Here is a 24,786-nt window from a genome sequence, read left to right as displayed (position 1 = left end):
ATTTTTTAAGGTTAAAAATAGTTAATAGGAAGCGAGTTTCTTTAAAAATGCGCCCTTTTAAGTTAAAAAAAAGGCCCTTCGAAACCAATACGAAGGGCCAAACACGAATCAATCTAACCAATTAATTGATTAACTCAAAACTAACTTTCTTATCTGCATTTGAATCAGTTCCAACATATATGTCGAATTGACCTGGTTCTGCAATAAATTTTAAATCTGAATTGTAAAATTTCAAATCCTCAACAGTAATTTCAAAATTCACAGTTCTTTTTTCTCCTTTTTTAATATCAATTTTTTGGAAACCTTTAAGTTCTCTTACTGGTCTTGTAACTGATCCTACTAAATCTCTTATGTATAATTGAACTACTTCTTTACCATCATAATTTCCTGTATTTGTAACATCAACGGTAACATTTAATTTTCCTGTAAAGTTCATTTTATCAGATGAAATTTTTAAGTTTGAATAATCAAAAGTTGTATAACTTAATCCATAACCAAAAGCATATAAAGGCTCATTTCTTTCGTCAATAAAGTTTGATCTGAATTTCTCAAATTTCCCTTCTTTGTTTACTAATGGTCTTCCTGTATTTTTTTGGTTATAATAAATAGGCACTTGTCCTACGCTTCTTGGGAATGTTGATGTTAATTTTCCTGAAGGATTTTCATCTCCAAACAAAACATCTGCAATTGCGTGTCCTGCTTCACTTCCTGCGAACCAAACATTAAGAATTGCTGGAACAGTTTCGCTTTCTTCTTTTATTACTAATGGGCGGCCATCAAATAAAACTACAACAACTGGTTTTCCTGTTTTTAATAATGCTTGTAATAGATCTTTTTGTGCTTGTGGAATTTCTAAATTAGTTCTACTACTGCTTTCTCCGCTCATCTCTGCAGATTCTCCAATTGCTGCTACAATTACATCCGATTGTGACGCCACTTTTAAGGCCTCTGCAAGCAACTCTTCTTTAGTTCTGTTATCACGATATAGTGTTTTACCAAACATCGTTGCGTTTTTTTCAAATTCTGCATCGTAATCAAGATTACTTCCTTTTGCATAAAGCACATTTGTAGATTTTCCTGCAACATCTTTAATTCCTGCTAATAATGAAATAGCAGTTTTCATATTTGTAGCAACACTCCAAGTACCTGGCATATTTTCTTTGGCATCTGCCAATGGTCCAATTACTGCAATAGTTCCTGATTTTTTTAAAGGCAATAATTGATTTTCATTTTTCAATAAAACCAAAGATTGTGAAGAAATTTTTCTAGCTTCGGCTCTATGACTTGCTGTAAAAATTTCTGTTTTAGCTCTTTTTGGATCACAGTATTTATATGGATCTTCAAACAATCCTAAATCATATTTAGCTTCAAGAATAAGGCGTACTGCATTGTCTAATTGTGCCATACTTACTTTATTCTCTGCCAATGATTTTTTTAATGTCGTAAGAAATCCTTCTCCTACCATATCCATCTCTACACCTGCGTTTAATGCTAATGCTGATACAGTTTGTAAATCTCCCATTCCATGATCAATCATTTCTGGAATTCCTGTATAATCTGTAACTACAAATCCTTTAAAACCCCACTCTTTTCTTAAAACATCTGTCATAAGCCATTTACTTCCAGTTGCAGGAATTCCGTCAACTTCATTAAAAGAAGCCATAACTGAACCTACTCCTGCATCTATCGCTGCTTTATATGGAGGGAAATATTCATTATACATTCTTATTTTACTCATATCTACCGTGTTGTAATCACGTCCTGCTTCTGGTGCACCATATAAAGCAAAGTGTTTTACACATGATAAAATCGTATTGTTTTTTGAAAGATCATGTTGTTGGTATCCATTAACCATTGCTTTTGCAATTTCGCTACCTAAGTACGGATCTTCTCCTGAACCTTCAGAAACTCTACCCCAACGTGGATCACGAGAAATATCTACCATAGGAGAGAATGTCCAGTTGATACCATCGGCACTAGCTTCTTTTGCCGCAATTTGAGCACTTCTTTCTATCGCTTTCATATCCCAAATACAAGATAATCCTAGCGGAATAGGAAATGTAGTTTCGTAACCATGAATGACATCCATACCAAAAAGCAAAGGAATTTTCAATCGGCTTTTTTCGACTGCAATCTTTTGTACTTCTTTAATTTTTTGAACTGATTTAATATTAAATAAGCCTCCTACTTTACCTTCTTCAATATTTTTAGCAACATTAGAACTATTAGCCTGACCTGTTGTTATATCTCCTGATGTTGGTAAATTTAACTGTCCGATTTTTTCATCTACTGTCATTTTTGACATCAACTCTGAAACGAACTCAGATCTTGGCTTAATTTTTACCGTTTTTTTGGCTTCTTTTTTTTGAGCATAACTCAAAAAAGCACATCCTAAAAAGAGTATTACTAATTTGTTTTTCATTCTATGGGTTTTATTTATTTCTTACTTGTTTAAACATCCAGTCATAAATTTCCTGGTTGTCATATACTCTTGACCAACTATCATGACCTGCGTCATCAAAAATGGTCAACTCTACATTGCTATTACATTTTTTTAATTCTTTATAAATTGTAATAGCATAATCTATATTCACGACATCATCCATTAATCCATGAAAAATTCGTGTTGGAATCTTTGCTATTTTACAGGTCTGTTCTAATTGAATTAAATCTACAAATCCCGAAATAGGAACTATTGCTGCAAACATATCCGGATGTGCAAAAGCTAGATTCCATGTTCCCCAACCTCCCAGACTTAATCCTGTTACATAAATTCTATCTGAGTCGATATTATTTTCTTTTTGGATTTTTAATATCAATCGATATAAAACTTCTGCATCCCATTCTTCGTTCTCTGGACATTGCGGAGCAAGGACATAAGCATCGAGTTTATGGTCTTTTAAATACTTAAATGGACCATGAATTTTTACTTTCTCTATATCTGATCCTTTTTCGCCTGAACCATGAAGAAAAATTAGCAATGGTTTCTTCTCTTTTATATCCGCTGGAATATGCAATGCGTACCCTAGTTCATGTTTTTGAATGATTTCGGTTTTGATCTTCCCATTTACAGTTGTTTGAGCAAAAGAAATGAACGAAAATAATAGAGCTACTACTGCTAATTTATGCTTCATATTATGGTTGTTTTTCTAGAATCCGTATTTACCTGAGTGGAAACCTAAGCCTATCAATCCTTGTTTAACTTCTGGAGCATTCATAAATAATTTCCATAATAAACCTGAACGATAGTTTTCTAACATTACTACTTCAGGACCTTGGTCTATGGCCAAGTAGCGTTGTGCAGTCCAACCATATTGTAAGCTACTGGCATCATAAAATCCTGCTACTCCCCAAGTATCTTTTTTATGATTTTCATATAAATTACGCATCACTGCAATAGATTCTTTTGGTGTATAAACAATAGAACTTATTGCTGCTGTTGGTGCAATAACTCCTACATCATTACTTGGCATATGTGCATTGTAACCTATGGTCCCATCAGGATTTCTAGAATATGATGCGGTTAATCCCCAATAATCAGAACCATATCCTTTAAATTTCTTAGGATTCTCTACACAATACTCATAATCGATTTTAACGTGATTTACATTAAGATCCCAATAGTTTGCATATTTATCAGTTAATTGATTTGGATCAAGTCCAACATACGAATAATGTGCCCAGAATAAAGGACCTCCAAATTCTTCAGCTCCATTGTGTTTTAGAATTAGGGGAATATTATATTTGGTTTTATCCGTAACTATTCCCCCATTTCTTGCCCAACCTTCGTGGTATTCTTTCGGCGTAATTGGGTGTGTTGGCGAAGCTGCCGCCAATATGTAAGTAATTAAACATTCGTTATATCCTTCTAGAGGAAAATTCATTTGCCAATCATAAGTAGGCGACCAGTGCCAGTACAAGAAATTCTTGTTATTAGTGTACCATTTCCAATCTACACCTTTCCAAAGTACATCGTATTTTTTAGCAACTGCTTTTTCGGCTTCTGAACCGTCTTTTAAATATTCGCGAACTGTAAGCATTCCGCTAACTAAAAATGAAGTTTCAACTAAATCTCCTCCATTATCTTTAGTTCCAAATGGCTTTACTTTTCCTGTATTTCCATCTATCCAATGCGACCAAGCTCCGTGAAAACGGTCAGCTTTGTCTAGGAAATCAGCTATTTTATTCAGTCTATCAACACCTTCTTTTTTAGTAATGTACCCTCTTGACATTCCTGATACGATTGCCATTAACCCAAAACCAGAACCTCCGGTCGTAACAACATTAGCATCATTTTCGGGATAAACCCCATCAGGATGATAACGCTCTCTCGCCAAGCCTGAGTTTGGTTCGGCATAATCCCAAAAATATTTAAAGGTTTGTTTCTGCACGAGCTCAATAAGCTCTTCGTCTGTTAACTTTACAACTTCTGGAGTTACTACTGCACCATCTTCTGATATAGTCGCATGCGAACCACAACTAAAAAAAACAAACGAGACTAATAAAACTGAAATTCTAATCATTATAAAAATTTATGCCATTAATAAATAATCACTTCCTTCAGTAGATGAAGGAAGTGATATTTTTGTATTTTAATTAGTAACCAGGGTTTTGTTTTAAAATACCGTTACTCAATGAAATAGCCTGAGCTGGAATTGGGAAAAGTTCATTTTTCCCAGCCGTAAATCCTTGAGGTCCTAAAACAGCTGGTCCTCTACCTTGACGTACTAGATCTAAAAATCGATCATTCTCCATACCCATTTCTGATCTTCTTTCCTTCCAAATAGCTAGACGTAGTTGATCCTTAGACATAGATGTTAAAGCTGGTAACGATGCTCTTTGTCTAATCTTATTAACAGAAGCTAAAGCTAACCCTGTATCTCCAATTTCATTTGCTGCTTCAGCATTCATCAAAAGAACTTCTGCAAAACGCATTAGTCTAATGTTTTGCTCAGAACCTTCAGAACAGTTTCCTATTTGTCCAGATGGGACATATGCTTTTTGGTTGTACATTGGGTTATCACCTGTTGGTTTAATATAATCTTTTTCAGGAGTGGTTTCGCCTCTATAAATAATAGTTGCATCTCTACGTACGTCACCTGCCTCATAAGAATCAGATAAATTCTGAGAAGGAACATTGAATCCCCATCCAAATTGATCTCTTACTCCTTGCACTTGAGAAAATTGAGAATTTGATAAATCACAATTCCCAGAAACATAAGTACATTGTACTTCTAAAATCGATTCTATACTATTTTCAAATTCAATACGGAAAACACTGTTATAACTTGGCAACAAGCCATATCCCATTCCCATTACTTGATTAGTAATAGAAAGTACTTTATCCCAATTTCCTAAATACATATGCGCTTTTGCTTCATATGCTCTTGCAGCGCCTTTTGTTGCTCTACCAATATCTGTAGCTCCATAATTAGCTGGTAAGTTTTCCTCTGCAAACTTAAGATCAGCCAAAATAAAGTTGTAAACTTCATCTTTTGAGTTTCTTGGACGGTTATAATTTCCATCAGCAGGAAGTCCATCGTATATAGGCACTCCACCATAAAGCTTAACTAAATTAAAATAATGGTATGCTCTAAAAAAACGTGCTTCAGCAAGCAACCTTGTTTTCAAGGCGTCATCCATATCAATATTTGGGACATTAGTAATTGTTTGATTAGCTAAATTAACACCTCTAAATTGTCCAGACCAATATCCTTCAATAATCCCTGCAGATGCAGTAAACGTAAAGTTTTTGATATCATCAAAGAAAGGAGCATCTCCAGGTGAACTACCTTTATCAGCATCATCAGAAGATACAGACAAAATAATTGGAGCAAAAGCCGCTAAATCCCAAGTTCTAAGATTAGTATAAATTGCACTTACAGAAGCTAAAGCATCTTCTTTTGTTTTGAAGAAGTTTTCGCTTTTGATTTGATCTTCTGGCTTTATATCAAGATAGCTTTCGCTACAAGCACTTAAAAGTGCTACTCCAAAAAGTGTAAAAATTATTTTTCTCATTTTATTAAAAATTTAAGTTAATACCAAAACTGTATGTAGCTGATAATGGGTAAGCATTATTATCAACTCCTAAGTTTTCAATAGTTTGATTTCCTAATTCAGGAGAAAAACCATTGTATTTAAATGCAGTAAATGGATTTTGTGCGCTTAAATAAAAGCGTAATTTTTCGATTTTAATTCTACTTAATAAACTTTCAGGTAAAGTGTACCCTAATTGTATCGTTCTTACTCTAAAGTAATCTCCCTTTTCTACGTAAAATGAACTAGGGCGAGAAGAATTTTGATCTGAATTTGCTGCAGGATAAGTATTAGAAGGATTAGAAACTGTCCAACGATTATTTACGAAATCTTGGTCCCAATTTTCATTACCAAAACGAGAATTTCTATTAAAATTATATATTTCATTTCCTGCAACTCCTTGAAATTCTAATGCTAAATCAACATTTGAATATGCTAAATTTACTCCAAAACCATAAGTTACATCAGGAATTGGACTTCCTAAAAATGTTTTATCATTATTGTCAATTACACCATTTTCATCTATATCTTTAAATTTTAATGCTCCAACTTTTGATCCTAAAGCAGTTGCTTCAGCTTGAGTTTGAATAACCCCATCAGTTTGGAAACCATAGTAAGCTCCTACTTCTTGTCCTTTTTCATATCTTTTCACAGGATTACCAAACAAACTAGGTCCTGTATTAAAGAATGATCCACCTATTACATCTGTAATTTGGTTTTTGATTGTTGTAAAGTTCCCATAAACAGAATATGTGAATTTTTCACCTATTTTATCATTCCAAGTCGCAGAAAATTCAACTCCTTTATTTTCAAATGAACCAGCATTAGTATAATAATTTCCTCCTAACCCAGATGTACTTAAATTAGTAATATTAAAAATAGCGTCTTTAGTTTCTTTTTTATAGTAACCTGCTTCAATAGACAAACGATCTTTTAACATTCTTAATTCAATTCCTATATCAGTACCAGTAACAACCTCCCATTCAATTGATGGATCTACTAATTTAGTGATAGATATTGCTGAATTTACTTGAGAAGGATTTCCGAAAAATGCACCTGACATTGTAGATGCAGTATTATCAAACTGTCTTGTAATAGTTGCATTTCCTAATTTACCCCAGCTTCCTTTAATTTTCAAGAAATCTACGCCTAAATTCTCCATGAACTTTTCTTTACTAATAACCCATCCAAGACCTACAGAAGGAAAAGTAGCTGATTTTTGATTTCCATCAAAATTATAAACTGAAGCTCCGTCACGACGAACAGTTGCATTAAAAAGGTATTTATCATCAAAAGCATATTGTACACGTCCAAAATAAGATTGGAAACGAGTTTCACTTCCTTGATCTCCAGGTTTATCTGCTAATAAGTCAGTTAATGAATTACCTAAATTTAAATATAAAGTTTCATCAGAACCAAAAAAAGGAACATCAATTACTGAGAATGAAGTGTTTCTGGTTTTTCTGCTTTCGCGACTCGCACCTGCTAAAGCTACAATTCTATGTTTATCAAAAGATTTTGTCCATGTAAGAGTATTTTCTGTCAAAAGATTATCTCTTGTAGCATCATTTTTTATAAGCTTACTGTTTCTAAGTATAGCTGATGTAAGAGGCATGAATTCTGGAGTATAGATATACGCAGAAGAAGTTTCAAAATCTCTAGAAATATTAACCTTATAAGTTAAATCTTTCAAAACGTCATATTCAGCATATCCGCCTAACAATGTTCTTGTTATATTAGTTTTACCTCTATATAAATCCAACATCATTCTTGCATTATTATCTCCAGCCGTACCTAAACCAGAACCAGTAGGAACTTTACCGTAAGAACCATCATCATTATATACAGGAACTACAGGTGGTGTAATTCTTGCTGTTTGAAAAGGTGCATTTGCATCATTTGAATCTGATTTAGAGTATGCTAAATTAGCTCCAACTCTAAATCTGTCAGATACATCATAAGAAGTATTAAAACGTGCAGTTATTCTTTTGTAATCTTCTCCAGAACTTACTCCTTTACCTGCATTCATGATACCGTCTTGAGTAAAGTAACCTATACCCATAGCGTATCTTGCTTTTTCTGAAGCACCACTAATACCTAGATTGTGAGAATTAATCAAAGAAGTCTTTCTTAAAATTTCATCCATCCAGTTTGTATCAACTCCATTAAATTGACCTAAAGTCAATACTTTCGATGGATCTGTATTTCCTTCAAACTGTAGTTTTTCGTTATAAAGTTGTACATAATCTGATGCATTTGCAAACTTTGGCACATTAGTAGGAGTCTGAATTCCAAGATTAGAATCATAACTGAATTTGATATTCTCAGCAACGCCTTTTCTTCCTAGTTTAGTTGTTATTACTATAACTCCGTTTGCTGCTCTAATACCATAAATAGCTGAACTTGAAGCATCTTTAAGGATACTCATCTTATCAATATCATTTGGATTAAGATAAGAAATATCATTAGTTATTACTCCATCAACAACGTAAAGCACATCTCCACCAGAAATACTACCGATTCCTCTTACACTCACTTTTGGCTGTCCACCTGGACTTCCTGAGTTAACAATAGAAACCCCGGCAACTTTTCCTTGAAGTGAACTCACTGCACTGGCATTAGGTCTATTTTCTAAATCTTTTTGAGAAACTACAGTGATTGCCCCCGTAATGTCTGATTTTTTTTGAGTTCCGTATCCTATAACTACAACCTCTTTTAAAGCTGTATCTTGAGATTCTTTCAGAACAATACTCATAGGAGTTGAAGTTGCGTTTATCACTAGGGCTTCAAATCCAACCATGCTAATCTTTAAAGGCTCGCCTACTTTGGCTTTGATCTCAAAATTACCATCAAAATCTGTGTCTGTAGAAGTTCTAGATTCTGTGGCGACAACCATTGTTCCTGGAATTGCCATACCTTGTGAATCTAAAACCTTACCTTTAATTACTTGACCAGACATATAGGCTGGAAGTAGAATGAGTGCTAATAAGCTAAAAATAAGATTTCTCATATATTAATAAATTGTTAAAGTTAGTTCGTCAAACTTAGATAATTACAACGTTATAGTACGTTAAATAGAAATACTACATGAATACATCAAAACATACAAAACACACACCAATTACCTAATAAACAAGTATTTAAACAAAACAAAAATACACCACTCTACATCATGATGATGTAGTAATGATGTATTGTAATTTGACATAAATTAAAGTTAAATAATGCATTATCTCTAAAAAACTAAGATGTTTTTATAGATTCAATAAAAAATTAGAAAGGTTTTCATCCTGAACTAAGTTCAATTTCTTTCTTAATCGATAACGATGTAGCTCTACTCCTCTAAATGAAATATTCAGTAAAGGAGCTATCTCTTTTGAAGAAAGATTCATTTTTAAATAAATACAAAGCTTAATATCCTTCGAAGTTAAATTTGGATATTTTTGAGAGAGGTTTGTCACAAACTCATTATGAATTTGATTTAGATTGTTTTCAAAAATTTCCCACTCATGCTTATTAACAGCATTTATTTTTATAGCTTTTTTAATTTCACTTTTAAGTTTATTAAAATCTGTTTCTGAGTCAAGAATGCTTTGGATCTTCTCAATCATTTCTCCTTGTTTAGCAATAGAAAGTGATTTACCTGCAACCTCTGATGATTTGGTTTGCAATTCAAGTTCAAGAATATGTTTTTGGTACTCTTGACTGTTCAAATCATGCTCAGCTTTCAATTCCATTTCTAGAATTTCTTTCTGATGTCTTAGTTCCTCTTCTCTTAATTCTAATTTTTGCAAATACCGCATTTTATTCCATCTATAGTAAACATATAAGACACCTGCTATAAAAGACAGGTACAATAAAAGCATCCAAAAAGAAAAATACCACGGTTTAGCGACAAAAAAATTAAAACTTGAAATTTTACTGTAACTTAAACCATCATGATTATATATCTCGATATTATGTGATCCACTATTTAAGTTATTTAAAACTATCAAACCATCTTTTATAGATCTAAAATTATTTTCATCATTAATTTTATAAAATAAGTTTGGCTTAGTTGCCCCGAATAAACCAGAGATAACATTTATTCGTAATTCTGAATTATAATTTATTCTTGAATTATTTTCAATTAAGTTTTCATCATTGAATACCTCGACCTTTAAATCTAATTTTAGTTTATTTATCTCTTTTAGCTTAAAGGATATAAAACCATCGTCTAAATTCAATAAGTAATTGTTCTTATCCTTAAATATATTCAGATTCTCATTAATGATTTTACCTTTATAGTATTTTTCCTGAATACTATTCCAAATAAATTTATTTCCATTTGCATAAATATGGTACAAAAGCCCGTCTTGTAACAATATAAAATGATTTTCATCTATAGCGGCTACATCTGAAATATTCTTAAAATTATAATTAAAAAGCTCATTGTTTTCTAATTGATTGGTGATCGAGTTATAAGTGTACCACGTTTTATTTATTAAAAACAGAATTTCATTTCTGAACTCAAATATTTTTACACCAAAATCATTTCCAATTTTACTGTGCTGTGTAACATTTTCTACTTTCTCTGTTTCATAATTGTTATTATACAAGATTCTATATAATCCCCTATAATTATCAGCAGCCCATACTTCATTTTTTTTGTTCTGAGCTACATATTTTATAGGTTTCATTAATCCTTTTAGAACTACTTTTTCTTCCAGATTGTTACTATCCTTATAAACAACAACACCACTATAAGTTGCTTGAAAATAAGAATTACCAATACTACTTTTGGTGAAATTCCATCCTCCGTTTATTGTATTTAACTTAGAGAACTTCCCGTTTTCATACAAAAATGTTCCTTCATTATGGCCTATAAAATACCTATTATCTACTTTGCTTATATTCCACGCTTGCCCTTGACTATTAGGAATCAAAGAAAGTTTCTTATCTGCATACTTAAAAACACCATGATTAGATGCCATTAAATACTCTTTATCGATATTAACTACGGAATATACAGATCCTAAAACTCCCGAATTATCATAAAAAATAGAAACTGGTGAGGTAACTTCAATATGAGCTATTCCATTATCTAATCCTAACCATAAATCATCTTCTTTATCTAGTCCGATACTTAAAATGGAATTGTTCATCAACACATTTTTTCTATTGATGTTTTTAAAAGAATTATCGTTAAAATCAAACATATAAATCCCTTCTCCAGCTGTACCAATTATAAGTTTATTATTTTTTAAAAAACGGGCAACATTAATATTTGCATTTTTTAAGACCTCATTTAATGGATTATTCCAAGCTGTTAAAATCCCTCTATCATCCACAAAAATTCCTTTTTTATGGGTAAAGATGTATGTTTTGTTTCGATGTTTTTCAATAGCATGAATGACATTATTTTTTATTGCTCCCCAACCTTTTACTGGATTTAACTTGTTTCCGTTAAGAACAAAAACACCATGCTCAACAGAAGCAACAAGCAATTGATTATCTACAATAAAACAGTAGGAAATCAAAAATGGCAATTTCGTTTTCTGGATTGATTTTCCGTCATAAATAAAGATTTGATTGAATGATTGGAAATAAATTAAATCATTAAGTTTAAAAATTTTCCATACTTCTTCATTCTCATTCTCATCAAATACACCTCTGTTTTTAGACACAGAAACGTACTTCATTTTTCCATCTTGTCGATACCAATATCCAAATTCTTTATAAGATCCTGAATAAACTTTATCACCATCAACCATAATTGATCGAATGATTGTTTTATTTGGTAATGTATATTTTTCCCAAACAACTCCATTATATCGTACCAAGTAATGATTATTTGCAAAATACATTGCATTATCATTTCCTTGTGCAACACTCCATGTCTGGTTGTCTCCTTCGTAACTAGATTTATTATAATTTTCTACAAAGGGAAGTAACTCTTGAGCTTGAATTTGAAAAGTTATGAAAAGAAGGAAAAATAACTTAAGAAGATTTGATTTCAAAATATTGGTATTTGTGTTCAAATATAATCACATTTATTCAATTTTTCATATAAAAAAAGCCTCTCATAGAGAAGCTTTCCTTTTATAAAAACAATTAACCTTATTTAATTTTTAAGTAAGTGATAGACCTGATTTGCAATTTCAAACTCTTCATCTGTAGGGATTACCAAAATTTTAGTCTTAGATGCTTCAGTATTAATTTCACGATTTGATTTAGAACGAATTTGATTTTTTTCATCATCAAGCTCAATTCCAAAATATTCCATATCCGTACATACTAATTTTCTTATATGCGACGAGTTCTCTCCTATTCCTGCGGTAAAAACAATAGCATCTAAACCATTTAAAGCCGCCGCATAAGAACCTATATATTTTTTAATTCTATAGGCATTCATAACCAAAGCCAATTGACATTCTTTATTTCCATTTTCTGCTTCTGATTCAATATCACGTAAATCACTATAACCCGTAAGCCCAAGCATACCACTTTGTTTCAACAAAATCGAATTGACCTCATCTGGAGTATAATTTAGATTTTTCATCATATAAAAGATAACCGATTGATCTATATCTCCTGCTCGTGTACCCATAATCAAACCGTTTGATGGAGAAAACCCCATGGTATGATCAATACTTTTTCCATCTTTTATTGCTGTCATACTACATCCGTTTCCGAGATGTATCGTGATAATTTTAGATTTATGCTCTAAGCATTCCATTGCTTGTTCAGAAACATATTTGTGGCTAGTTCCATGAAAACCATAAACACGTATTTTATTTTCTGTTAAAAGATAATTGGGTATCGCGTATTTATATGCTTCTACAGGAATTGTTTGATGAAAAGCAGTATCAAAAACAGCTACTTGTTTTGCAGTTGTAAAAATTTCTTCGGCTACATTTATCCCAACATAATGTGCTGGATTGTGTAACGGAGCTAATTCTGAAAGCTCTTTTACTTTGTTTTTAACCTCAGCGGTAATAATTGTTGTATCCGAAAAAAGACTACCCCCATGAACGATGCGATGTCCAACAGCATCAATCTCTGAAGTAGCTTTTATTACTCCTATTTCATCATTTAAGAGTAAGTTAGCAACTCTTTCTAATCCAATTTTATGTGTTAATATCGATGCTGTTTCTTCAAAAGAAACGTCTTTCGTTTTATAAGTTACATTCGAACTCTCTAATCCTATTCTGTCTATCATTCCAGAACAAATTACTTCGTTGTCTGGCATTCGCATTAATTGATATTTTATAGAAGAACTTCCTGAATTTAATATTAATATTTTCATGTGTATATTTTTATAATCCTTGTGCTTGAATGGCTGTAATAACAACTGTATTTATAATATCATCTACGGTACAACCTCGGCTTAAATCATTTACTGGTTTTTTTAACCCTTGTAACATTGGCCCTATTGCTAATGCTCCTGTTTCTCTTTGTACAGCTTTGTAAGTGTTATTTCCGGTATTTAAATCAGGGAAAATAAGTACACTTGCTTGTCCTGCAACTTCTGAATCTGGCATTTTACTTTTTCCAACACTTCTATCTACTGCAGCATCGTACTGAATTGGTCCTTCTATTTTTAAATCAGGTCGTTTTCGTTTAACAATTTCTGTTGCAGTTCTTACTTTTTCAACTTCATCTCCTTTTCCTGATGAACCAGAAGAATAAGAAAGCATTGCTATTTTTGGTTCTATCCCAAAAGCAAGACTAGATTCCGCAGAAGAAATAGCAATTTCTGCCAATTGTTCGGCAGTAGGGTTTGGATTAATAGCGCAATCTCCAAATACCGAAACTCGATCTTCTAAACACATAAAAAACACAGATGAAACTACCGATGAATTAGGTTTGGTTTTAATGAACTGAAGCGCTGGCAATATCGTATGTTGTGTTGTATGAGCTGCCCCAGAAACCATTCCATCAGCATCACCTTTATACACCATCATTGTACCAAAATAAGAGACATCTTCCATTAAATCTCTTGCCATTGTAATACTAACATTTTTAGCCTTTCTAAGCTCATAATATGTATTTGCATAATCCTCATAAAGGTCAGATTCTACCGGATTAATAATATTGACTTTAGAAAAATCAAAAGTAATCCCCAGTTCAGTCACTTTATTTTCGATTTGTTTTTTATCTCCAATAATAGAAATATCAACAACATCCATATCTAATAATCTTGAAGCTGCCATAATGATCCGATCATCATTCCCTTCTGGCAAGACAATGTGTTTACGATGCTGTTTCGCTCGTTTAACCATATTGTATTGAAACATTTTTGGCGTCATCCCTTCTGCTTGAAAAGTGATTAATTTTTCAGACAAACTATCTAAATCAACATATTTTTCGAAAGTAGTAATTGAGGTTTCTATCTTATGACTATTATTGGCATAAATTTGCGATTTGATTGCCCCTATTTTATTCGTAATATGATATGTTCCTTCTTCTACAGCAATAATTGGAACGATTGCAGACAATCCTTCTATTAATTTCAAAATACTTTCTTCTGGCAAAATATTTCCTGTAAGCACAATTCCTGAAATTGCAGGATAATTGGCTGATTCATTTGCTTGCAATGCACCCAAAATAATATCGGCACGATCTCCAGGAGTAATTACTAACGAGTTTGCTCCTAAATGCACCAAATAATTATGCAATTGCATTGCTCCAACACTAAAATGCCCGGTTTGATTGTTTAAATAAGCTTCTCCAAATAAAACTTTAGCCCCAAGGTGATTAACAATTTCTTGCATCGTTGGATGATTCAAACTCGAAATAATAGGAATTGCATTTACCAAAACTCCTTCAGGTAAGCTTTTTTGCAATCCAGAAGTCACCAATTCTATGTTCTCAATTTGTACTTTATTAGCAATAACCGCCAATACCTCAACATCTTTTATTTTAAATGAATTATAAACCAGTGAAAGATTATCTATTAATTCATCTAATGTTTTACCAACTCCTGATCCTAAAATAATAGTAGGAATTCCTAAATTCTTTGCAATTAATACATTTGTATCCAATTCAATTGCAGTACCTTCTCCAGTAAAGCTGGTTCCTTCAACCAATACAAAATCAAAACGTTCTTCAAGACGTTTGTATTTTTCGATAATCAAATCAAGAACTTCACCTATCTTACCTTTATTTTTTTTCTTAATTAATTTGCTTTTGGTTATTGCAAAGGCATCTTCAAAGGCTATATCAAGATTAAAATGCGTTAGTACTGTATCGATATGATTGTCTCGATCTCCATCGACAAAATCCTCTATAATGGGTCTAAAATACCCTACTTTGGCAGTTTTCCCCATTAACATACTCATCAATCCCAACGTGATAATAGATTTTCCACTATTCTGCTCACTTGTCGCTATATATACCGCTTTACTCATAAATTCATTCTTTAAAACATTATAAAAGTAATTTAAATTCTATGTTGATCTATTAAAAAAAACTTAAACCATTGAACCTAAAAATTAACCTTAAACAAAATGGTCTCCTAGTCATAAATCACTTTAATTTGAAAGCAAAATTAAAAGAATTCCTCCTTGTTACAACTGATTTTTGTCATATAAAAGACAACTATATCCACTATTATTTCCTCTTGACTTCAATACATATTCTGAAGTACCAGTGAATATAGTATCAACTATTAATCCTAAAACCATCTTCTTTTTTTAAAATAAATAATTAACGCAATCACCAACAAAAACATACCAATCATAACAGAATAGTATCCATACTGATATTTCAATTCTGGTATGTTTTCAAAATTCATCCCATACACTCCAACGATAAAAGTAAGCGGAATAAATATTGCCGAAATAATAGTAAGTGTTTTCATAATTTCGTTCATCTTATGGCTTTGTGCCGAAAAATAAAAATTAGAAGCACTTTCTAATGAACTCATATCTGACTCTATTTGTTCTAAAAGCTCAAGACTTTTTTGATGCAAACGTGCAAAAAAACTAAAATTTTCTTTTTCTATCCCATTAAATGTATTGTCGTCTTTTATACTTTTAATATCATACAAAGAATCACGAAGTGGAATAATAGAACGTTTTAAGAAATTAAAATTATCCCTATGTTTTTCTATTTTCTCAAGAATAATAGGATTTGTATCGCCCTTAGTAATATTAATTAGTTCTTCGACCTTATTTTCCTCATCCTCAAGCGTGATATAGAAATTTTCCATAACTGCATCTAACAATAAATAAAGTAAGTAATCGACTTTTTTAGTCCTTACAATTCCTGCGTGTTGCCTAATACGCTCACGAATATGAGTAAAGAAATCACTTCGTTTTTCTTGAAAAGAAATTAAAATACCATCCTTGATTATAAAACTAATCTGCTCGACACTAATATTATCCGAGTCCTCTGAAGGTAAAAGTGATTTTATATTAAAGAAAAGAATTTCTTGCTGTTCTTGTAGTTTTGTTCTTTTGGAGGTATTAAGTATATCAGCAAGCATAAACCCATCTACTTCAAAATATTCACCAATAGATTTAATCAAATCGATATTGTTTAAACCATGAATATTTAGCCAATTATTTTTAGTATAATCAATACAGGTTTTTAAAGCTAATATATTAAAATTTTCATATTCGGTGATATCTAAATCATCGTAAACGAAAAGCTGCATTTCTGACTGAGTATCTTTATGCCGACCTGTATATTCTAATGAATAAGGTTGTAGTTTACGGCCTTTTTTGTATTTTATTTTTCTCATTCAATAAATGATTTATATAGTAATATTACAAAAAAGTTTTTTAAAACACTGCTACATTCCCAATTTTGGCATTACTAAAACAAAATTCTAACTTATTTAAGAATTAAATAAAGTAGGTTATTATTTTACTTTCTTTTCCATAATAAAGTCTTCCATTAAGTATCCATGATCGAGCTCAATATCAGCTTCGGCTACAATTTCGAAGCCCATTTTCTTATAAAAAGAAGCTGCTTTATTAAATCTGTTTACATTCAAAGTAACGATATCTGAACCTTTTTCTTTAGCTGCGGCCTCAACAGCATCAATTAATATTTTCCCCATACCTTTTCCTTGTGCTTCAGGAAGTAAATACAGTTTGTTTAAACGTGTAGCCTTCTTATCTTGGTAATTATGTTGATACCCCGCATAACCAAGACAAAAATCATCCTCATAAGCCATTGTAAAAATATGTCCATTGCGAATACTCTCTTCTAAAAGTGTTGGCTCATAAAATTTGCCAAGCATATAATCAAGCTGCTCTTTAGATAGAATTTCACCATAAGTATTTGGCCAAGTTTTAAATGCAATTTCTCTTATTGCAGGTACATCAATTGCCGATGCTATTTTAAGTGTAATCATTTGTTTAGACTTTTTAGATTGCTAGACTTCTTAGACTAGCTTAGGATTTTAGATTCTTTAGATTTTATGATAATTGGAATTGTCCTTCGACTCCGCTTAGGATGACATTAAATACTGTTACTAAAAACTGAAACTGCTTAGACTTCTTAGACTGGCTTAGAATTTTAGACTCCTTAGTTTTTATTTTAGACTTTATACTAATTAGAATTATCCTTCGACTCCGCTCAGGATGACATTAAATACTGTTACTAAAAACTGAAGACTGAAAACTAATCTTATCCGTGAATTGTCTCTCCTTTTCCGTAATTAGAAATTATAGACTCTTCGTAGGCAAGCCATTCTCTCCAACGTTTCTCTACATCGATTCCTACTCCATATTTTCTAGCATAAGTGATAAAAGTAGTATAATGTCCTGCTTCACTTTCCATCAAATCTCTGTAAAAAACTGCCAATTCTTCGTCATTAATGTTTTCCGAAAGTACTTTAAATCTTTCGCAACTTCTGGCTTCAATCATTGCAGAGAACAATAATCGCTCGACTAAGCTCGAAACACGACTTCCGTCACTGCTTCTTTTCATATATAAATATAATTCATTTACATAATCGTCTTTGCGTTCACGCCCTAATTTCAATCCTCTTTTGATGATGATATTGTGCACTTGTTCAAAATGGTCAATTTCTTCTTTAGCCAAAGCCAATAAATCTTTAACTAAATCCTGATGCTCTGAATTGTTGGTTATTATCGTAATAGCATTTGTTGCTGCTTTTTGTTCGCACCAAGCATGATCTGTTAATATCTCCTCAATATTTTTCTCTACAATATTTACCCATCTTGGGTCAGTTGGTAACTGTAATCTTAATACGCCCATAATCTTTATGTTTTATTTTGTTTCAGCTTTTCTTTGTTTAAAGTTTCCTTTGTCAATCGAGCTTTCAGCCTCGGGATGTTCTCTAGAACTAAAAAAAGTTTAAAGTTTTGCTTTACGTTTTTACGCGTCACAAAACTTTAAACTTGAAATCTGAAACTCGAAACAATTAAGTTTCAAATTTTATTTTATTTAGTAAACGAAGATAGCTCTTTCGCTCATCATTTCATTTACTTCATTAGCAACTTCTTCGATAACTTCTTCACTTGTGTGGTTTGTTAATACTCTATCGATTAAAGCAACAATAGTTTCCATATCGTCTTCTACTAAACCACGAGTGGTGATTGCAGCTGTTCCTACACGGATACCTGAAGTTACAAATGGTGATTTATCATCAAATGGAACCATATTTTTATTTACAGTAATTTCAGCTTTTACTAATGCATTTTCAGCATCTTTACCTGAAATTCCTTTATTTCTAAGATCGATTAACATCATATGATTGTCTGTTCCTCCAGAAATAATATCGTATCCTCTTTTCACAAAAGCTTCTGCCATTGCACTTGCATTACTTCTTAATTGCATTGCATAAGTAAAGAATTCATCTTGTAATGCTTCTCCAAAAGCAACCGCTTTTGCAGCAATGATATGCATTAAAGGTCCTCCTTGATTACCAGGGAACACAGCTAAGTCTAATAATGCAGACATCATTCTGATTTCTCCTTTTGGATTTGTTAATCCTAGTGGATTTTCAAAATCTTTACCCATCAAGATCAATCCTCCACGTGGTCCACGCAATGTTTTATGCGTTGTTGTAGAAACGATATGACAATGAGGAATTGGGTCATTCATTAATCCTTTAGCGATAAGTCCAGCAGGATGCGAGATATCAGCAAATAAAATTGCTCCTACGCTATCTGCAATTACTCTAAAACGCTCAAAATCCATATCACGAGAATAAGCCGAAGCTCCTGCAATGATTAATTTTGGTTGCTCTTTTGTAGCAATTTCTTGAATTTTATCATAATCTAAACGCCCTGTCTCTTTATCAACACCATAAAAAACAGGTGTATATAAACGTCCCGAAAAGTTTACTGGAGACCCGTGAGTTAAGTGACCACCGTGAGATAAATCAAATCCTAAGATTTTATCTCCAGGCTTTAAACATGCATGATAAACTGCAGTATTTGCTTGTGATCCTGAATGTGGTTGTACGTTTGCATACGTAGCACCAAATAATTCTTTGGCTCTATCGATAGCAATTTGCTCAATTACATCAACTACTTCACAACCTCCGTAGTATCTTTTACCTGGATAACCTTCTGCATATTTATTAGTTAAAACAGAACCAGCTGCTTCCATTACCTCATCACTTACAAAATTTTCTGAAGCGATTAGTTCTAATCCGTGAATTTGTCTGTCTTGTTCTTCAAGAATAAGATCAAAAATTTGTTCGTCGCGTTGCATTTTTTAGTTTTTCGTTAATTTGATGCAAAAATACAAAAAAACGTTTGTCAAACTGTTAGATTATGATATATTTGACATAGAATTTTTCAACAAATAATTAACATTCACATGCCGATAACAGCCAACGATACTAAACGAAAATCATGGTTAGATGTACCAGAGAATAGCGATTTCCCTATTCAAAACATTCCCTTCGGTGTTTTTCTTACCAAAGAAAATATAGTAACGGTTGGAACGAGAATTGGCGACTATGCCATAGATTTAGGTGCTTTGCAACAATTAAGTTATTTCTCAGGAATTGATTTAACTGATGATATGTTTATGCAAGACACGCTAAACGACTTCATTTCTGATGGAAAAAAGACTTGGCGATTGGTTAGAAACCGTATTGCCGATATATTTGACATTAACAATCCACAATTAAGAGATTCTACAAAAGATAGAGATATTGTCATTTTTAAAATTGATGATGTCGAAATGCAATTGCCTGTTTTAATTGGTGATTATACCGATTTTTACTCAAGTAGAGAACATGCTACTAACGTAGGTAAAATGTTCCGTGATCCAGAAAATGCATTATTACCAAACTGGTTACACATTCCAGTAGGATACCATGGAAGAAGTTCTACAATTATTCCTTCTGGAATTCCTGTACACAGACCAATGGGGCAAACGCTTCCTCATGGTGAAAACTCTCCTGTATTTGGCCCATCAAGATCTATTGATTTTGAATTGGAAACTGCATTTATTACAACTGACGCAAACATAATGGGAGAACCTATTCCTGCTTATGAAGCCGAAGATTACATTTTTGGAATGGTTTTATTAAATGACTGGAGCGCTCGTGATATTCAAAAATGGGAATATGTGCCTTTAGGTCCGTTCTTAGCAAAAAACTTTGCTTCTTCTATCTCTCCATGGATTGTTACCATGGATGCTTTAGAGCCATTTAGAACCAAAGGACCTAAACAAGACCCTGCTCCGCTTCCTTATTTACAAACCAAAGGAAAAAAAGCTTTTGATATCAATTTAGAAGTTTCTCTTAAACCATTAGACAAAGAAGAAACTGTAATATCTAGATCGAATTTTAAACATATGTACTGGTCAATGAGCCAACAATTAGCACATCATACCTCTAATGGTTGCCGCGTTAACTCTGGTGACATGATGGGTTCTGGAACAATATCTGGACCTACTCCTGACAGTTATGGATCTATGCTAGAATTAACTTGGGGCGGAAAAAACCCTTTAAAGCTAAACGATGGCAGCGAACGTAAATTTATAGAAGATAATGATACTGTAATTATGAGAGGATATTGCGAAAGCAATGAAGTTCGTATTGGTTTTGGAGAAGTATCAAGCCAACTACTTGCTCCTTTCGTGAGACAATGAAGAGATCTTGATTCTGAATAAAAAAATAGCGTATTGAATTCAATACGCTATTTTTTTTATACTATACTTATATTCCTTCCTACTGAGGCTGTTGTTGCGCAACACAATGCACCATCCCTCCATTTGCATACAAGTTCCTTACATCTATCCCTATAACTTTTCTTCCTGGATATAACCCTTCAATAATTTTATTTGCAACGATATCATTTGGATCATTATAATTAGGCACTAAAACTTTTCCGTTTGCTACATAAAAATTAATATAACTCCCTTTATACCCCAAAGCTATCCCTGTTTTCGTTGTTACATCACGTTTCGTAAGCGGTAAAATAACTTTTGTATATACCTCATTTTTTATGTTTGAAGCCGCATTTAAAATAGTAATATCTGAATCTGAAAGTCCCCAGTTTGACAAATCTGAATCACTCATAGTAATCATTTTATTATCCGAAGCAAATTTTACTATTCCATCAATATGCATATCTGTAACATCCTCTTCACTAAAACCTCCTTCTAACCAAATAAACTTAGTAGCTCCAAGGTATTTTGTAAAATTTAACTCTGCTTGAGCCTGAGCCATCCCTTTATTCCTTACTGATTTTTTTGGCTTTTGGCTAATTATCGAACTTTTAGTAGCCATTAATACACCATGACCATCTAATTCTACTGAACCTCCTTCATTTACCATGATATTGTTCAAATTCAACACCGTTACTCCCGTATCAGCCCCAATAACACTAGGTATAACATCGCAATTAGCAGATTCATATTTACCTCCCCATCCATTAAATCCCCAATCTTCTATTACCAATTTTCCTTGTGCATCTCGCACATAGATTGGTCCGTTATCCCTAACCCAAACATCATCTGTACGATGTATTTTAAAGTCAACATTTGCTAAAGAAACCCCAGCTCCTTTCAATAAATCAATAATTCTAGCTTGCTCAATTACATCATAAGCAATAATATGTACCTTTTCTGTAGACTGTAACGCATTAGTCATTGCTACCCACGTCTCATCTAAATCATTTCTGTATGAAATACCATGTTGGTATTGATGAGGCCATTGTAACCAAGTACCTTCATGTAGATCTGATTCGTTAGGCATTGTATATTGTACTTGCGAAGGATCTGGTGTTTGTATTACATCAGTAGTGCCTTCATCACTAGCACACGAATTAAAAGCAGGTGCTACAATCGAAGTAAACAAAATTAAAATTTGAAATTTCATCATTTTTATATGAGTTTTAGATATGCAAAACTACAGCATGCTTACACATCTGGATTGTCTTATTTTGACAACTTACGTTTTACTGGTACATATATTTCTGTTACAAAATTTGTTGATTCCGCATCATCTATATATTGTTCTATAATTGGAGAAGTATCTAACTCATAGTCCTTTTCATAAAGCCATCGGTAATAAATATCACGATAGGTTTCTTCTATTTCATCATAACTACCACGATGAACATATTTAGCATACCAACCTCCAAAAATAGTTTTAGAAAGATATAATTTAGGATTAGCACAATTATCTACACAAACTTCATATCTTGATTTTTCTTTATCCGAAATTACTGGCTGATCGACAATCACTCCAAAACATTTGTAAGATGTAATTGTTTTGTTCTCATTAATAACAGCATCCCATAACTCATTTATTGCATTGTTATTGTAGTTATTACTCATAAGTGTTTTATAATAAACACTCATTTTATCTTTATACTGATATTCAAAATCAATAAAAAGAAGCTTGTCTTTTTTTGTTTTAATATATTCATCAAAAAGCAACTTCTTATTTTGTCTTGCTTGTAAAGGTGTAATTTGGAATTTATTCTTAAATGCTTTAGCAAAGGACTGGTTACTGCTATACCCAACATCATAGGCAATATCTACAATCGAATGATCTGTATAAACTAATTGCTTATATGCATTTTCAAGCTTTAATCGAGTACAAAAATTACCAATTGTCTCCTTAAGTATGGCATTAAAAATACGCTGAATGTTTCTATAAGAATAATTTGAAATTTCTTCTAGCTCCACAGGATCTATTTGTCGATGATAATTATCTTCTAAAAACGTTAGAACCTTTTGTATATTTTCTATTCTCATCGATTTTAGTATTAATTACAAATAGAGTATCTCTTTTTTAAAACTTGAAACTCATAATAAAATTGTTTCAATAAATAATCTTCTACACTTTTACCTTCAACACAACTTTCATTTCCTTCAAAGTAATTGCAACTTAACTACAAAGTTAAGAACAAAGCATCTATGATAAAATATTTATTAGAAACCAATATCATCCTAAATCTTAAACTCGACCTCACAAGAGAAAACTATTTGGTTAAAGGAATAGACAAAAAAAAATATCCATACATAATATATGTACAGATATTTTTCGAATGCAGTCTTACGACATACTATATTAAAAAGATTTTCTTTAAGCTGGAATTTGCTGGCTCAAGCAATGCAATGTTCCGAATCCCCAAATAAAATCCACACAACTAATCCCTATTACTTCACGATCAGGAAAACATTCTGAAAGTATATTAAGTGCCACACGATCATTACTATCATTAAAAGTCGGAACCAAAACACAGTTGTTTAAAATCAAGAAATTAGCATAACTTGCTGGTAATCTTAAATCTTCAAAATCGACTCTCTTCGGCATTGGTAAAGCAACAATTACTGGAGATTTCCCATTTTCAAGCTTTGCATTTTGCAATCTTTTCAAATTATCCTGTAAAGGCTTATAATTTGAATCTTCTGAATCAGTTTCTACAATGGTAACAATAGTATCTTCATTTACAAAACGACATAGATCATCGATATGCCCATGTGTATCATCACCTTCAATTCCATCACCTAACCAAATAACGTTTGTTACTCCAAGATATTCTTTAAAAACAGCTTCATAGTCTTCTTTAGTAAAACCTGGATTACGGACTTGAATACTTGGATGCATTAAACATTCTTCAGAAGTTAGTAATGTTCCTCTTCCGTTTACATCAATTGCACCACCTTCTACAATAACTGGCTTTCCTTTATATACAACCTGTGTAACCGGAATATCTAAAACTGCTGCAACCTTAGCTGGTACAAATTTATCTAATTGGTAGTTTTTATATTTTGCCCAACCATTAAAATTAAAGTTTAATGCTTCTCTTTTATCTCCATTTCTAACAACAATTGGTCCTGAATCACGCATCCAGCTTCTGTTGGTTTTATGAATGATATAAGTAACATTCTTTAAATCTACATGTGCTCTTTCGAGCATATCGCTCACTTTTGCTTTCAAGTCTTCATCGGCAACTACCAAGAAAACAATTTCATGTGTAGCTACTTTTTTTATAAACTCTACAAAAGCCCATTGAACTGCTTCGTATTTCCCTGGCCAATCTTTACCATTATGAGGAAAACACAATACAATTCCTTGTTGCTTTTCCCACTCCGCAGGAAATATCCTATTATTTGTCGTCATAAAAAGGTTCTAAATTAAAAAAAGACAAAGATAAACATTCATACCCTTTATCATTATGTAAAGTTCTTTTTTTCCAGCAAGATAGAAATTTAAATTATCCTAAATATCTAAAATTATTGTTCTCAATAAACGTGAAAATTGATGAAGAAACCCACAAAACATGGGAATTATGTAATAGCAATAGAACATCT

The 24,786-nt window shown here is 32.4% G+C and carries 16 protein-coding genes; 1 reads left to right on the top strand and 15 read right to left on the bottom strand.

From position 1 onward, the window contains the following. Positions 1-121: 121 nt before the first annotated feature. From bglX to glyA, 12 genes are all read right to left on the bottom strand, one after another. On the bottom strand, positions 122-2,422 hold the full coding sequence (bglX, locus tag LPB87_RS05760; protein ID WP_230605246.1) for a beta-glucosidase BglX: 2,301 nt from the start codon (positions 2,420-2,422) through the stop codon (positions 122-124). Between the two features lie 10 nt (positions 2,423-2,432). Continuing rightward, entirely contained in the window at positions 2,433-3,134 is a 702-nt protein-coding gene (locus tag LPB87_RS05755; RefSeq protein WP_230605245.1) for a prolyl oligopeptidase family serine peptidase, read from the bottom strand. A gap of 15 nt (positions 3,135-3,149) precedes the next feature. Next, positions 3,150-4,523, bottom strand: coding sequence for a glucoamylase family protein (locus LPB87_RS05750; protein WP_230605244.1), 1,374 nt, complete (start codon positions 4,521-4,523; stop codon positions 3,150-3,152). A 73-nt stretch (positions 4,524-4,596) separates the two neighbouring features. After that, positions 4,597-6,018: a RagB/SusD family nutrient uptake outer membrane protein gene (locus LPB87_RS05745; protein WP_230605243.1), complete on the bottom strand. Its 1,422-nt coding sequence runs from the start codon at positions 6,016-6,018 to the stop codon at positions 4,597-4,599. Positions 6,019-6,022: 4 nt separating this feature from the next. Further along, complete coding sequence (locus LPB87_RS05740; protein ID WP_129538035.1) at positions 6,023-9,046, bottom strand: TonB-dependent receptor; 3,024 nt, start codon at positions 9,044-9,046, stop codon at positions 6,023-6,025. Between the two features lie 244 nt (positions 9,047-9,290). Next, positions 9,291-12,035: a histidine kinase gene (locus LPB87_RS05735; RefSeq protein ID WP_230605242.1), complete on the bottom strand. Its 2,745-nt coding sequence runs from the start codon at positions 12,033-12,035 to the stop codon at positions 9,291-9,293. 104 nt (positions 12,036-12,139) lie between these two features. Continuing rightward, on the bottom strand, positions 12,140-13,324 hold the full coding sequence (locus LPB87_RS05730; protein WP_129538033.1) for an acetate kinase: 1,185 nt from the start codon (positions 13,322-13,324) through the stop codon (positions 12,140-12,142). 10 nt (positions 13,325-13,334) lie between these two features. Beyond that, positions 13,335-15,428: a phosphate acetyltransferase gene (gene pta, locus LPB87_RS05725; RefSeq protein ID WP_129538032.1), complete on the bottom strand. Its 2,094-nt coding sequence runs from the start codon at positions 15,426-15,428 to the stop codon at positions 13,335-13,337. Positions 15,429-15,694: 266 nt separating this feature from the next. After that, positions 15,695-16,765, bottom strand: a complete 1,071-nt coding sequence (gene corA, locus LPB87_RS05720; protein ID WP_230605241.1) for a magnesium/cobalt transporter CorA — start codon at positions 16,763-16,765, stop codon at positions 15,695-15,697. 120 nt (positions 16,766-16,885) lie between these two features. After that, positions 16,886-17,383 (bottom strand): GNAT family N-acetyltransferase, encoded by a 498-nt coding sequence (locus LPB87_RS05715; RefSeq protein WP_230605240.1) that lies wholly within the window; start codon positions 17,381-17,383, stop codon positions 16,886-16,888. Positions 17,384-17,658: 275 nt separating this feature from the next. Continuing rightward, complete coding sequence (locus LPB87_RS05710) at positions 17,659-18,252, bottom strand: tRNA-(ms[2]io[6]A)-hydroxylase (RefSeq protein WP_129538030.1); 594 nt, start codon at positions 18,250-18,252, stop codon at positions 17,659-17,661. Between the two features lie 189 nt (positions 18,253-18,441). Then, on the bottom strand, positions 18,442-19,716 hold the full coding sequence (glyA, locus tag LPB87_RS05705; protein ID WP_129538029.1) for a serine hydroxymethyltransferase: 1,275 nt from the start codon (positions 19,714-19,716) through the stop codon (positions 18,442-18,444). A 108-nt stretch (positions 19,717-19,824) separates the two neighbouring features. Here glyA and fahA point away from each other — a divergent pair, with 108 nt between their 5' ends. Continuing rightward, a complete protein-coding gene (gene fahA / locus LPB87_RS05700; protein ID WP_129538028.1) occupies positions 19,825-21,108 on the top strand; it encodes a fumarylacetoacetase in 1,284 nt (427 codons plus the stop codon). 79 nt (positions 21,109-21,187) lie between these two features. On the opposite strand, the gene LPB87_RS05695 is transcribed toward fahA, so the two are convergent. From LPB87_RS05695 to LPB87_RS05685, 3 genes are all read right to left on the bottom strand, one after another. Further along, complete coding sequence (locus LPB87_RS05695) at positions 21,188-22,342, bottom strand: agmatine deiminase family protein (RefSeq protein WP_230605239.1); 1,155 nt, start codon at positions 22,340-22,342, stop codon at positions 21,188-21,190. A gap of 56 nt (positions 22,343-22,398) precedes the next feature. Further along, positions 22,399-23,223: an AraC family transcriptional regulator gene (locus LPB87_RS05690; protein ID WP_230605238.1), complete on the bottom strand. Its 825-nt coding sequence runs from the start codon at positions 23,221-23,223 to the stop codon at positions 22,399-22,401. 331 nt (positions 23,224-23,554) lie between these two features. Further along, positions 23,555-24,595 (bottom strand): agmatine deiminase family protein, encoded by a 1,041-nt coding sequence (locus LPB87_RS05685; protein ID WP_230605237.1) that lies wholly within the window; start codon positions 24,593-24,595, stop codon positions 23,555-23,557. Between the last annotated feature and the right edge of the window lie 191 nt (positions 24,596-24,786).

The organism is Flavobacterium sp. EDS (assembly GCF_020991525.1).
In the GTDB taxonomy this organism is placed as follows: domain Bacteria; phylum Bacteroidota; class Bacteroidia; order Flavobacteriales; family Flavobacteriaceae; genus Flavobacterium.
Note: the sequence above shows the minus strand (reverse complement) of the source record. Positions and strands in the feature narration are given on the sequence as shown.

Excerpts from the sequence above, each read along its gene's own strand:
- fahA (WP_129538028.1), top strand. The coding sequence starts at position 19,825 with ATGCCGATAACAGCCAACGATACTAAACGAAAATCATGGTTAGATGTA.
- corA (WP_230605241.1), bottom strand. The coding sequence starts at position 16,765 with ATGAGAAAAATAAAATACAAAAAAGGCCGTAAACTACAACCTTATTCA.
- LPB87_RS05740 (WP_129538035.1), bottom strand. The coding sequence starts at position 9,046 with ATGAGAAATCTTATTTTTAGCTTATTAGCACTCATTCTACTTCCAGCC.
- LPB87_RS05745 (WP_230605243.1), bottom strand. The coding sequence starts at position 6,018 with ATGAGAAAAATAATTTTTACACTTTTTGGAGTAGCACTTTTAAGTGCT.
- LPB87_RS05690 (WP_230605238.1), bottom strand. The coding sequence starts at position 23,223 with ATGAGAATAGAAAATATACAAAAGGTTCTAACGTTTTTAGAAGATAAT.
- LPB87_RS05695 (WP_230605239.1), bottom strand. The coding sequence starts at position 22,342 with ATGATGAAATTTCAAATTTTAATTTTGTTTACTTCGATTGTAGCACCT.
- LPB87_RS05755 (WP_230605245.1), bottom strand. The coding sequence starts at position 3,134 with ATGAAGCATAAATTAGCAGTAGTAGCTCTATTATTTTCGTTCATTTCT.
- LPB87_RS05715 (WP_230605240.1), bottom strand. The coding sequence starts at position 17,383 with ATGATTACACTTAAAATAGCATCGGCAATTGATGTACCTGCAATAAGA.
- LPB87_RS05730 (WP_129538033.1), bottom strand. The coding sequence starts at position 13,324 with ATGAAAATATTAATATTAAATTCAGGAAGTTCTTCTATAAAATATCAA.
- LPB87_RS05710 (WP_129538030.1), bottom strand. The coding sequence starts at position 18,252 with ATGGGCGTATTAAGATTACAGTTACCAACTGACCCAAGATGGGTAAAT.
- bglX (WP_230605246.1), bottom strand. The coding sequence starts at position 2,422 with ATGAAAAACAAATTAGTAATACTCTTTTTAGGATGTGCTTTTTTGAGT.
- LPB87_RS05750 (WP_230605244.1), bottom strand. The coding sequence starts at position 4,523 with ATGATTAGAATTTCAGTTTTATTAGTCTCGTTTGTTTTTTTTAGTTGT.
- LPB87_RS05685 (WP_230605237.1), bottom strand. The coding sequence starts at position 24,595 with ATGACGACAAATAATAGGATATTTCCTGCGGAGTGGGAAAAGCAACAA.
- glyA (WP_129538029.1), bottom strand. The coding sequence starts at position 19,716 with ATGCAACGCGACGAACAAATTTTTGATCTTATTCTTGAAGAACAAGAC.
- pta (WP_129538032.1), bottom strand. The coding sequence starts at position 15,428 with ATGAGTAAAGCGGTATATATAGCGACAAGTGAGCAGAATAGTGGAAAA.